The following is a 12,323-nucleotide window of genomic DNA, read 5'->3' on the forward strand; positions in this document are numbered from 1 at the left end:
TTCATGGACACCGGCCTGACCACGATTTCGGAAGCGGCAATCGAAAAGCACCGCGCCACCGCGCAGAGCTTCATCACCCGCATCGTCGTGCTGGAGGATCCGTCGCGCGAATCCGGCACCGCGCTGGCCGGCACCAACCGCCGCTTCGTCTCGACCGTCTCGGTCGGCTCGGTACGGCGCACGCGCGAGGTCGAACTCACCAAGACCGTCGCCGCCGTCCACCCCGACGACCAGTTGCTGAGCATCGCGCAGCATACGCTTTTGTTTCGCGCCCGGCGCGGCGCTGCCATAGCGCTGGCCATATCGGACGTCTTCGCCGAAGGTTCCGACCTCGAAAGTCTGCAGGCGAAAAACGCCCGCGCCCCGCTCGAAGGCGACGAAGCCGCCACTTTCAAGAGACTTCTGTCGGCCTCGGCCTATATTGCCGCCTTCAGCCTCGCTTCCTATCTGTTCCAGCTCATCGACAGCGACGGCGAAGCGCCCAACGATACATCCGAGCCGGACTTCCTGTTCGACACGCCGCAGGATGCGGTGAAGTCGATCCTGGCCGGCCTCGACAGAGCGATTGCGGGCGCCAAGGACGACGCCGATCTGATGACGCGCGCGCGTGCCTTTGCCCGCGTCGCCATCGACGGCCTTTTGGCGCGAAAGAGCCGTTTCGACGGCATCGGCCCGTTCGAAAACGCCCATATCCGCATCGACATCGACGACTTCACCCTCGACGGCTTCGACGTGGCGCCCGGCAAGCGTTCGAAACCGCTGGTGATGACCTTCAAGAAACCGGAAGAGGTCGTGGGCAACCACATCGCCAAATACCAGTCGGTCAAGCTCGCCAAGATGCTGATGGCCTATGATTTCGAGCGCGAGCTGAACCCGTTCGTCGAGCTTGGCGGCTTCCTCTTCACCTTCATCGGCGACGGCGCGCCCGGCACCGGCAAGACGACGCTGATCCAGATGATCGCCGGCCTCGTCAGCGGCTACTGCCAGGTCGCCGGCTATCCCTTCGCCTACGAGAATTTCGGCGTCGACCAGATCTCCTCCTACCAGGGCAAGTCGGGTCAGAATTGCCGCCAGTTCATCAACAACGTGCTGAACCCGCGCGTCATCGGCTTCGGCACCATCGACGACATCGACCAGGTGGCGGCGCGCCGATCCGACGACCGCGCCTCGGCCGGCCAGCAGGAAATCACCGGTGTCCTGATGGACGCCTTTGCCGGTGCGTCGACGGTCGTGCGCGGCAACTGTTCCTTCGGCATGTTTTCCAACTATCCCGAAAACGTCGACGATGCGCTGCGCCAGCGCGCCGGCGCCCGCTGGCTGGTCGACGGGCCGCAGAGCCGCGACGACTACATCGACATCTTCGTCCTGCTCGCCGGCAAGAACCACAAGATCCCGCTCGGCGACCACAAGCTCTATGCCGCCCAGGAAATCCAGCGCGCCGTGATGGAAGCCTATGAGGAGCACGAGAAGCCCAGGGAAGACGGGCTGATGAAGGTCTATGAGCGCTACATGAAGGAAAATGGCGCGCCGAAGTCGATGGCCGATATCGGCACCTATCTGCACATGATCAAGGACGCCGAGCCGCGTTTCACCGGCCGCGCCATCAAGAACGTCACCGATGCGATCAAGATGCGCGCCATGGACATCGAACTGCCGGACGAGTGGTTCGAGAAGCCGGAAGCCTTCATGCACAAGGGCTATGACGATAAGAAAGCGATGATCGAGGAACTGCGCGGGCCGTTCTCAATGGACATGGTCATGCAGGAGATCAACCGCTACGCCGATAGCGAGTTCCGCTACTCCGACAAGTCCGACGATGCCGCGGTGACCAAGATGATTCGCGACACCCGTCTGCGCGACCGCGCGCTGCGCGAAATCGAGGAGATGAAGAAGAAGGGAAGCTGGAATGCGTAATTTGCGCCAGCGCCCCCTTCTCCCCGTGAACGGGGAGAAGGAATAGTGAGCAAGAAACCCGACCTTTTGCGCGACAACGAGTTGATCTATGGCCGGCTGCTGACGATCGACGAGCCGCACCTCATCCAGCGCTACAACAAGGCGCTTGCTGCCTTCGGCCTGAAGCCGACCAGGCTCAAGAGCTTCGACATCGACCGCACCGGCTTTTCGCCTGAAGTGGCCGAGGAATGCGGCGACTATGGCTATCTCGACCCCAATGAGGTCAACCGCCGCTTCATCATCCTGACGCCGTCGCAGATCGACCTGCCGGTGGTGCACACCGCCTTTTCCAACACCTCGCAACTGATGTTCGAGTTCATGTCGAAGAACCAGCGCGCCATCGACGCGCTGACCATCAAGGATGTCATCTATGGCGAGATCGAGGACTCGGTCCCCAAGGTCAACGACATCGAGGATCTGCTGTCGATCAACCAGGTCGAGTTCAAGGTGCTGTCGGCCGAGGACGTGCTGGGCAAGGCGGCCGAACTCGGCAAGCTCGTCGACCGGCTGAAACAGGAGCCGGAGGCCTGGCGCGACGATGCCATGCTCACCCGCATGGTCGAGCTGGCCAAGATCTGCGGCGACATCCGCGAGAACGCGCTGGTGCCCGACCAGGTGATCTTCCGCCACAACGCCTACTGGACCAGCCATTTCGGCGGGCTCTATGTGTTCGTCGATCCGGACATGACCACTGTCATCAGCGACCCAGCCGCACCCGGTTTCCGCCGCTCGCGGCCATGGCAAGTGAGCTATCTCTCAATCAACGATGCCGACAAGGTGTTCAAATTCCTTGCCGCGACCGGCCGCATCGAACTGCCCCGCGCCTCATGGATCGAAACCTCGGGCTATCTCGAACATCGCGCAGAAATGGTGGTGCGGGCGCTGATCCGCGATACCGAGCCCGACCGCAACCTGAGCGACGTCGACAAGGTCTGGCTGCAGACATGGATCCACGGCCACACCGATCTGATCACCAAGGACGGCAATTTTCCCTTCCTCAACGCCGCCAAGCGCGAAATCGCCCATCTCGGCCACCTCAAGATCGAGGACGTGTTCCCGCAGCAGCGTTTCCTGGTGGTCCGGGCCAAGCCCGACCATCCCGACGCCTGGCTGACCAACCAGCTGATCTCCGACTTCGTGCCGCAGGACTTCGTTTCGCGCTACGTCTTCAACAAGCCGGGCTTCTACAAGGACTTCGACGGCTACACCGACGCCTGGCGATCGCATGTTGTGGACGTTTTGAAAACCACATATCTGAAAGACAAGGTGGCGTTTCGCACACGCCTCTACGGCCTGACTGATTGAATTGAACGTTTGACAGACTGAGGGGTGACATCGCTATGCTTGACCCGATCGTGAACTTCTTCACCTGGATTTTCCAGTGGATCGGCCGCGGCATCGGTGTCGTCATCGGTGTGATCCTGTGGCCGTTCCTATGGGCCGGACGCTGGTACACGCAGCGCGGCTGGATCCTGAAGGCGGTGCTCGGCCTGGCCCTGGCGGTGCTAATCGGCCTCTATGCCAACTTCTTCTACGCCACCCAGTGGTGGAACAATTTCAACCCGAGCTACCCCAACACCTATACGTTCGAGAAGCGCAACATCTCGGCCGGCGAGCAGACGACGGCCGGCGCCGGCACCGACACCGCCAGAACCTGCGGAAACTCGGGTATAGCCCAGGTGGCGGCCGATCTGACCGACTTTAACGTCAACCAGAATGCCTGGGTCTCGTCGATGATCCTTTACAAGCTCGGCCTGTTCGGCATCGACTGGGATCACACGCCGTGGATGGACAACAAGGCTTCGTTCCAGCGTGGCATCAACCAGGCGGTCCGGCGCACGGCGACCGAGCTTGCCGACAATCTCGGCCGCGTCCGCACCACATCGCAGATCGACGCCGACCTGCAGGAGGCGCGCGGCAATCTGCAGTTCGATGAAGAGACCTGGTATTTCGGCATCAGTCCGTTCGGCCCCAAGACACCGACGCCGAGCTATTATCGCGATGCGGTGCGCAAACTGCGCGCCTTCAATGCCCGGCTGGCGACCTGCCAGGCAACGTTCGATGCCCGCGCCGACAATCTGAAGCAGTATATCGACCGCATCGCCAGCGACATCGGCTCGACCTCGGCCATCCTCAAGGAGCGCGCCGAAAACCACAACAATGGCTGGTTCGACTTCCGCGCCGACGACCGCTACTGGTTCGCGTATGGCCAGCTTTATGCCTATTACGGCCTGATGAAGGGCGCCCAGGCCGACTTCGAGGACGTGATCAAGGAAAAGCACCTGCAGAATCTGTGGGACACTATGGACGCCCAGTTCGTCTCGGCGCTGAAGATCCAACCCTTCATCATCGCCAATGGCCGCGAGGACGGCTGGCTGTTGCCGACACATCTGACGACGATGGGGTTTTACATCCTGCGGGTGCGTTCCAATATGGTCGAGATCAGCAACGTGCTCGCGCAGTAGCACGTTTGCCCATGGCGACGGCGATGGCGAATTTGCGCCGTCGCCTCTGTCGCATTCCGTGCATTGTGCGGCTGTTTTGAGACGGCAGGACGGCGCGTCCTCTGGCTTCTATACGGCGCGACAATCGGGCGCTAAGACCCGACATAAAGGTCGGCCCGAGAGTGGAAGCACTTTCTTCATAGGAAATATAGTTGCATGGAAGTTGACGCCGCGGCAGCGACAGGGTTAGAACAAGCCCCCACGCGCCTGCGGGCCGTTTCGAACATCCATCAGTGATCGAACCCGTCCCCTCCACCGTCCAATCCAGAGGAAAGCCGTCATGGCCGAAGTGAAGTCCGACATCGAGATCGCGCGCGCCGCCAAGAAGAAGCAGATCCAGGAGATCGGCCAGAAGATCGGCATCCCGACCGAACACCTGCTGCCCTATGGCCACGACAAGGCCAAGATCTCCGCCGAATTCATCAAGTCGGTGAAGGGCAACAAGGACGGCAAGCTGATCCTCGTCACCGCCATCAATCCGACGCCCGCCGGCGAAGGCAAGACGACGACGACGGTGGGCCTCGGCGACGGTTTGAACCGCATCGGCAAAAAAGCCATCGTCTGCATCCGCGAAGCCTCGCTCGGGCCGAATTTCGGCGTCAAGGGTGGTGCGGCCGGCGGCGGCTATGCCCAGGTCGTGCCGATGGAGGACATGAACCTCCACTTCACCGGCGATTTCCACGCCATCACCACCGCGCACAATCTTCTGTCGGCGTTGATCGACAACCACATCTACTGGGGCAACGAGCTCGGCATCGACACCCGCCGCGTCGTCTGGCGCCGCGTCATGGACATGAACGACCGGGCGCTGCGCGAGATCATCTGTTCGCTCGGCGGCGTCGCCAACGGTTTTCCACGTGAAGGCGGCTTCGACATCACCGTCGCTTCCGAAGTCATGGCGATCCTGTGCCTCGCCACCGACCTGAAGGACCTGGAGAAGCGCCTCGGCGACATCATAGTCGCCTATCGCCGCGACAAGTCGCCGGTCTATGCCCGCGACCTCAAGGCTGACGGCGCCATGGCCGTGCTGCTCAAGGACGCCATGCAGCCCAACCTCGTGCAGACGCTGGAGAACAACCCGGCCTTCGTCCATGGCGGCCCCTTCGCCAACATCGCCCATGGCTGCAACTCGGTCGTCGCCACCACGACGGCGCTGAAACTCGCCGACTACGTCGTTACCGAGGCCGGCTTCGGCGCCGATCTCGGCGCCGAAAAGTTCTTCGACATCAAGTGCCGCAAGGCCGGCCTCAAGCCGGCAGCGGCAGTCATCGTCGCCACCGTGCGCGCCATGAAGATGAATGGCGGCGTCAAGAAGGAAGACCTCGGCAAGGAGAACGTCGAGGCGGTGAAGAAGGGCTGCGCCAATCTCGGCCGCCACATCGAGAACATCAGGCAGTTCGGCGTGCCGGCGGTGGTCGCCATCAACCATTTCTATTCCGACACCGACGCCGAGATCCAGGCGATGAAGGACTACGTCGCCTCGATGGGCGAAGAAGCGATTCTGTGCAAGCATTGGGCCAAGGGCTCGGCTGGCATCGAGGACCTCGCCAACAAGGTGGTCGCGCTGGCCGAATCCGGCGCGTCGCAGTTTGCGCCGCTCTATCCCGACGCCATGCCGCTGTTCGAGAAGATCAACACGATCGTCCAGCGCATCTATCGCGGTTCCGAAGCGATCGCCGACAAATCGGTGCGCGACCAGCTCAGGGCCTGGGAAGAGGCCGGCTACGGCAACCTGCCGGTCTGCATGGCCAAGACCCAGTACTCCTTCTCGACCGACCCGAACCTGCGCGGCGCGCCTACCGGCCATACCGTGCCGGTGCGCGAGGTCAGGCTGTCGGCAGGCGCCGGCTTCGTCGTCATCATCTGCGGCGAGGTCATGACCATGCCCGGCCTGCCCAAGGCGCCGTCCTCGGAAAAGATCTTCCTCAATGAAGCGGGCCAGATCGAGGGTCTGTTCTAAAGCATCCAAACCACAGACTGCTAGAGCATGATGCCGAAAAGTGTGAAGCGGTTTTCGGACGACATCATGCTCTATCTCTTTGATTTAGAATCAGATTCAGACTTCAGGTCGACTTGACCTGAAATCATCCGGCTCTAAGGGCGCCGTATCACCCGGCGCCCATTCCGGTTCAGGATCTTCCCACGAATCGACGGCGCAGCCGATGGATGCTGTCGCCTTTGAGACGGGCTTCGGGCAGCCCCACTTCCTGTCGGCATAGGTCTGTCGGTGCAAATGAGGTCAGAGGGCAAGGGCGCCGCAACGATGCGACGCCCTTGATGTTCGAGGTGATCAGGTCACATCGTCCGCTGATGGCGCGCGCTTGCGGCCATTGACCATCGCGCGGACAAGGTTCTCATGATGGCGCAGACCCGCCAGCACTACGCCTCCAACGTGGAGTCCGACGAGCACCAACAGGCTGTTGCCCAGTATCTCGTGTACATCCTCCAGCCACTCCACGCCCCACCAGGCGTCAGTGGTCTGCATCCAACCGGTAAGCGCAATTGCCGCCACGCAAAGCAGCAACGCCAGCACCATGGCGCCACCAGCGGGGTTGTGGCCGAGATAGCGTCTCTCGCGATTGCGCATCACGTCGGCAAGATACTTGGTGACGGCGCCAGGGCTGCGCACGAACTGCCGGAAGCGTGCATATTTCGATCCGGCCAATCCGGCGATCAGTCGCGAGGCGATCAGGCCTCCCGCACAGTAGCCGGCCAGCTCATGCACTTTCATGATTTCCCCGGAGGACAGCCATGCCACCGCAACGCACAGGGCCAACGACCAGTGAAAGAGGCGGATGTACGGGCTCCAGACCTTGACCGAGGTTTCTCGTGTCGAAACGGTGGCGTTCATGATGATCAGCCGTCGTCGGAATCGGCGCCGACCGATCCGAGCGTCTTGGGATTGAACACGGCCTCCAGCCTCTTGCCGTTGGCGTCGAGCGCCTTGGCTTCGTAGCAGCCGTTTTCCGTCTTGATGCTGCGAACCTTCCAGCCCTGACTTTCAAGCTTCTTTTGCAGCGCTTCGCGCGGCTGCCACTGGTCGGTTGGCACATTGCATGTGTCGTCGGCGAAGGCCGGGCCGACAACGGCCAGGACCAATGCGGTCAGGATCAAAGTCTTCATGTCGCTTCTCCATCGGCCAATTCCGATGCCTCTGACCCTGACCGGGAAACCTGACAGCAGCCTGAACGCGGCTCACGCCGCCCAAATGCCGCAGTTGGCTTGCATTCAGGCTACTGTCAGCCTCGTGCCGTATAGCGCTGGTCACCAGTTGGCGGAGACAAAATGCGGGTTCTGTTGATCGAAGATGATCAGGTGCTGGGCGAGGCGGTGCGCGATCATGTCGCCGCCGACAGCCATGCCGTGGACTGGAGCAGCACCCTCGCTGAGGCTCGCGATCACCTTGATGTTGCATCCTATGAGCTGTTGCTGCTCGATCTGCATCTGCCTGACGGCAAGGGCCTCGAGTTCCTGAAGACGCTTCGCCGTGAAGGCAGCGATACGCCGGTTATTATCCTGACCGCGCGCGACCAGCTCTCCGATCGGATAGAGGGACTGAATTCCGGAGCCGACGACTATCTGGTCAAGCCATTTGATCTCGGCGAATTGTCCGCGCGCCTCGCCGCGGTCGCGCGCCGCTACGCTGGAAGTCCCAATCCCCTGATCCGTATCGGACCGGTCGAAATCGACCAGGCCGCTCGCCGTGTTGTCGTGGACGGCACGGAAACCATGCTGACGGCACGCGAATGGGCGGTGCTGGAGCAGTTCCTGCGCCGGCCCGGCGTAACAGTTGGCAAAGGCCAGATCGAGGACGCGCTTTATGCCTTCGGTTCCGAGATCGAGAGCAACACCGTCGAGGTCTATGTGAGCCGCTTGCGCAGGAAGATCGGGCGCGAGGCGATCGCGACCGTGAGAGGGCTGGGCTACCGGCTGGCATCCCAATGAGAGCGCTCGACAGCCTTGTCGGCCGGGTCGTCCTGTCGCTGATTGCGCTTACGGTCGCATTCGGATTGGTTGCCGCGGCTACCGGCAGCTACACTATGCATCGCGAAATCAACGAAGCCATGGACAGCTCGATGCGGGAGGCCGCGCGCAGGCTGCTGCCGCTTGTCATCGACGACCTTTTCGCGCGCGACACATTGCAGTCGCCGAGAAGGCTGGCGGAAGCCGTTTCCGAAGACGATGGTGGCCGGCTGGTCTTCCAGGTGCGTGATGGCCACGGGCGCATCCTCATGGGCTCCCACAGCGCCCCGGTCGAACCGCTGACAGCCAGGCTGGTACAGGGATTCACGGAAGAAGCCGGTTGGCGCATCTACACCGAACCGGCAGTCAGCGGCTCGGTTTTCGTCCAGGTTGCCGAACTCGATGCACGTCGCAATGAGGAAACAATCGAGGCCGCTATCGGTTTCCTGGTGCCGATGATCATCCTTATCCCGCTGAGTGCGATCGTCGCCTGGCTGACCATGGCACGTTCGCTCAAGCCGATTGCTTCGCTGCGCAGGGAGATCAGCGCCCGGCACGGTGACAACCTCGCTTCCATTCGAACCGAGGAATTCCCTGCCGAGCTTGCCGCCATCGCCAAGTCGGTCAACAGTCTGATGCAGCGCCTTCACATGGCGCTCGATGCCGAAAAGGAATTCACTGCGAATGCGGCTCACGAGTTGCGCACGCCAATTGCCGGCGCGCTGGCACAGACCGAGCGCATGATAGCCGAAGCGGCGAATGAGGCGGCAAGGAAGCGGCCACGCCAGATCAAGGCAGCCCTGTCCGGCCTCGCCAGCGTGTCCGAAAAGCTGATGCAACTGGCGCGCGCCGACGCCGGCATAGCGGTTGCCGCCAAGCCTCTCGATCTCGCCACGGTCGCGGCTTTGGTGGTCGCGGACTTCGAACAGCACGGCGAGAGCAAAGGCCGCATCCGCCTCGAAGCGCCGGCAAAAGGCACGGCGTTTGCCACAATCGACGCCGATGCATTGGCCATTGTCCTGCGCAATCTTGTCGAGAATGCCTTGCGGCACGGTGCAAAGAGCGGCACGGTGCTCGTACGCGTCGGCGATGATGCCAGGCTGAGCGTGATCAACACGGGTCCGGTCGTTCCAGCCCCGGGCGGCCTGGTCAAGCGGTTCGAGCGCGGCGCAACGCGCGCCGAAGGCTCGGGTCTCGGGTTGGCGATTGTCGCCCGGATCCTGCAGCAGACGGGAGCAACGCTTGTTCTGAATTCACCGGCGACCAACCGGCCGGACGGTTTCGAGGCGACGATCCAGTTTCCCGCCGCATGACCGTCAACCGCGCCCGGCCGGCCGGGCCGGGTTGCCGACCACGGTCGTGTTCGCGGCTACATCGCGCGTCACCACGCTACCGGCGCCGACGATTGCCCCCTCGCCGATGCTGACGCCAGCGAGGATGATGGCGCTGCCGCCGATCCAGGCATTATCGCCGATCTCGACCGGCCTGGCGATTTCCAGACCTGCCTGCCGACCCGCGACCTCCTTGTGATGCTCGGCGCAATAGATCTGCACGCTGGGGCCGAGCAACGTCCGCTTGCCGATGCGGACCGTTGCCGTATCGAGGATGGTGCAGCCGGCGTTGAGAAAGACGCTGTCGCCGAGGAAGATGTTAAAGCCATAGGCGCAATGGAACGGCGCCTCGATGCGGGCGCCCTCGCCCACCGCGCCGAGCAGCGATTTCAAGGCGGGTCCGATGTTGCCGCGGCGGCCAGGCGGCAGGCTGTTATGCTCGAACACCGCATCGCGCGCGATGACACGCAACGCCTCCAGTTCGTCATCGAGGCATGTGTACCACTCGCCGGCCGCCATTTTTGTACGTTCGCTTCCAGCCATGGCGGTGCCTCCTGTCTCGAGATCGTTCCAAAGCACAGTCGATCCAAACTGGAAAGCACCAGCGTCGCCACTGGTCAAATGCCAAGCCTATGCTAGCCTGCGCTTGCCGGACTGGTCCTGGCCCGGTGATCGAGGGGATCAATCATGCTGTACATTCTCGCACTGCTGATCGGCGTCATTGCCGGCCTGCGCGCCATGACCGCACCTGCAGCGGTCGCCTGGGGCGCCTATCTCGGCTGGCTGCCAGTTGCCGGCACCTGGGCCAGTTTCATGAGCCATTGGGCCGCCGTCGGCATCTTCACCATCCTGGCCATCGTAGAGCTGGTCACAGACCAGTTGCCGTCGACGCCGAGCCGGAAAGTGCCGCAGCAGTTCGGCGCGCGCATCATCCTGGGCGCCTTCACCGGCGCGGTCATCGGCGCGACCGGCGGCGCCACCATCGGTGGGCTCATCGCCGGCGCCATCGGCGCGGTCATCGGCACTTATGGTGGCGCCGAAGTGCGTGGCCGGCTTGCTGCCGCTTTCGGCAAGGACCCGCCCGCCGCCTTCATCGAGGACGCCGTGGCGATCATCGGCGGCCTGCTGATCGTGGCGGCCGTGGCATGACGGCCAAAACTTTCGACGCCATCGTCATCGGCGCCGGACAGGCCGGCACTCCCCTCGCCGGCCGTCTGAACACGGCCGGCATGAGCGTAGCGCTGATCGAACGAAAACTGGTCGGCGGCACCTGCGTCAACACCGGCTGCATGCCGACCAAGGCCATGGTGGCGAGCGCCTATGCGGCACACCTTGCCCGCCGCGCCGCCGACTATGGCGTGACGCTCTCCGGTTCGGTCGGCGTCGACTATCACGCCATCAAGGCGCGCAAGGACAAGGTTTCGAACGACGCCCGCGGCAATCTCGAAAGCTGGATTGCCGGCATGGACAAGTGCACTCTCTATCGCGGCCACGCACGTTTCGTTACCGCCAACACCGTCCGCGTCGGCGACGACCTTTTGACCGCCGAGAAGATCTTCCTCAACACTGGCGGCCGCGCCTCGGTGCCTGACCTGCCCGGCATCCACGACATCGACTACCTGACCAATTCGTCGATGATGGATCTCGACGTGCTGCCACGCCATCTGGTGGTGGTCGGCGGCAGCTACATCGCCCTCGAATTCGCGCAGATGTTCCGCCGCTTCGGCTCGGAGGTCACGGTGATCGAAAAGAGCCCGCGGCTGATCGGCCGCGAGGACGAGGACGTATCCGACGCCATTCTGTCCATCCTCGAAAACGAAGACATCGCGGTGCATGTCGGCGCCGACGAGATAGCGTTCGCCAGACGAGGCAACGAGATCGCCGTGACCTTCTCCGCCGACAAGCCGCCTGCCATAGGCTCGCATGTGCTGCTGGCCCTGGGCCGGACGCCCAACACCGATGATCTCGGCCTCGACAAGGCCGGTATCGAGGTCGACAAACGCGGTTTTGTTGTCGTCGATGACCAGTTGCGCACCAATGTGCCTGGCATCTGGGCAATGGGCGATTGCAACGGCAGAGGCGCCTTCACTCACACCTCCTACAATGACTATGAGATCGTCGCCGCCAATCTGCTCGACAACGACCCACGCAAGGTCAGCGATCGCATCGAGGCGTATGCGCTCTATATCGACCCGCCGCTCGGCCGCTGCGGCATGACCGAGACGGCGGTGAGAAAGTCGGGCCGTCGCGCACTGGTCGGCCAGCGGCCGATGACCCGCGTCGGTCGCGCCGTCGAAAAAGGCGAGACGCAAGGCTTCATGAAGATCCTGGTCGACGCCGACAGCAGGGAGATTCTCGGCTGCTCGGTGCTCGGGCCGGGAGGCGACGAGGCGGTGCACTGCGTGCTCGACCTTATGTATGCCAAGGCGCCGGTCGACACGCTGGCGCGGGCCATGCATATCCACCCGAACGTCTCGGAGCTTCTGCCCACCATCGCCCAGGAGCTGAAGCCGCTGGCATAGGCCGCGCTCGCGAACTGCTCTCCGCTTTCTGCATTGCTGCGATGCAGCAA

At 62.7% G+C, this 12,323-nt stretch carries 11 protein-coding genes; 8 read left to right on the forward strand and 3 right to left on the reverse strand.

The genetic code is table 11. From position 1 onward, the window contains the following. Positions 1–3: 3 nt before the first annotated feature. The 4 genes from AC0L2H_RS00965 to AC0L2H_RS00980 all read left to right on the forward strand — a co-directional run bounded on the left by AC0L2H_RS00965 (position 4) and on the right by AC0L2H_RS00980 (position 6,417). A complete protein-coding gene (locus AC0L2H_RS00965) occupies positions 4–1,914 on the forward strand; it encodes an AAA family ATPase (RefSeq protein WP_473588437.1) in 1,911 nt (636 codons plus the stop codon). Between the two features lie 45 nt (positions 1,915–1,959). Beyond that, entirely contained in the window at positions 1,960–3,258 is a 1,299-nt protein-coding gene (locus tag AC0L2H_RS00970; protein ID WP_473588438.1) for a DUF6638 family protein, read from the forward strand. 35 nt (positions 3,259–3,293) lie between these two features. Continuing rightward, entirely contained in the window at positions 3,294–4,418 is a 1,125-nt protein-coding gene (locus tag AC0L2H_RS00975) for a DUF2333 family protein (protein ID WP_473588439.1), read from the forward strand. A 319-nt stretch (positions 4,419–4,737) separates the two neighbouring features. Beyond that, positions 4,738–6,417 carry a formate--tetrahydrofolate ligase gene (locus AC0L2H_RS00980; protein ID WP_473588440.1) on the forward strand — a complete coding sequence of 560 codons (1,680 nt, stop codon included), beginning with the start codon at positions 4,738–4,740 and terminating at the stop codon, positions 6,415–6,417. 330 nt (positions 6,418–6,747) lie between these two features. On the opposite strand, the gene AC0L2H_RS00985 is transcribed toward AC0L2H_RS00980, so the two are convergent. Further along, the gene (locus AC0L2H_RS00985; RefSeq protein ID WP_473588441.1) at positions 6,748–7,308 is read right to left on the reverse strand and encodes a cytochrome b/b6 domain-containing protein; all 561 of its coding nucleotides are present in this window, start codon (positions 7,306–7,308) and stop codon (positions 6,748–6,750) included. Between the two features lie 5 nt (positions 7,309–7,313). After that, positions 7,314–7,580: a PepSY domain-containing protein gene (locus AC0L2H_RS00990; protein ID WP_473588442.1), complete on the reverse strand. Its 267-nt coding sequence runs from the start codon at positions 7,578–7,580 to the stop codon at positions 7,314–7,316. Between the two features lie 162 nt (positions 7,581–7,742). On the opposite strand from AC0L2H_RS00990, the gene AC0L2H_RS00995 reads away from it, so the two are divergent. After that, on the forward strand, positions 7,743–8,402 hold the full coding sequence (locus AC0L2H_RS00995; RefSeq protein WP_473588443.1) for a response regulator: 660 nt from the start codon (positions 7,743–7,745) through the stop codon (positions 8,400–8,402). Continuing rightward, on the forward strand, positions 8,399–9,733 hold the full coding sequence (locus AC0L2H_RS01000; RefSeq protein ID WP_473588444.1) for a sensor histidine kinase: 1,335 nt from the start codon (positions 8,399–8,401) through the stop codon (positions 9,731–9,733). Before AC0L2H_RS00995 ends, AC0L2H_RS01000 begins: the two co-directional genes overlap by 4 nt. Before the next feature lie 3 nt (positions 9,734–9,736). On the opposite strand, the gene AC0L2H_RS01005 is transcribed toward AC0L2H_RS01000, so the two are convergent. Next, entirely contained in the window at positions 9,737–10,294 is a 558-nt protein-coding gene (locus AC0L2H_RS01005) for a sugar O-acetyltransferase (protein ID WP_473588445.1), read from the reverse strand. 144 nt (positions 10,295–10,438) lie between these two features. On the opposite strand from AC0L2H_RS01005, the gene AC0L2H_RS01010 reads away from it, so the two are divergent. Then, the gene (locus tag AC0L2H_RS01010) at positions 10,439–10,900 is read left to right on the forward strand and encodes a DUF4126 domain-containing protein (protein ID WP_107649719.1); all 462 of its coding nucleotides are present in this window, start codon (positions 10,439–10,441) and stop codon (positions 10,898–10,900) included. Next, the gene (locus tag AC0L2H_RS01015) at positions 10,897–12,273 is read left to right on the forward strand and encodes an FAD-containing oxidoreductase (protein ID WP_473588446.1); all 1,377 of its coding nucleotides are present in this window, start codon (positions 10,897–10,899) and stop codon (positions 12,271–12,273) included. Before AC0L2H_RS01010 ends, AC0L2H_RS01015 begins: the two co-directional genes overlap by 4 nt. The last annotated feature ends 50 nt before the right edge of the window (positions 12,274–12,323 follow it).

Source organism: Mesorhizobium sp. WSM4871, assembly GCF_055811295.1.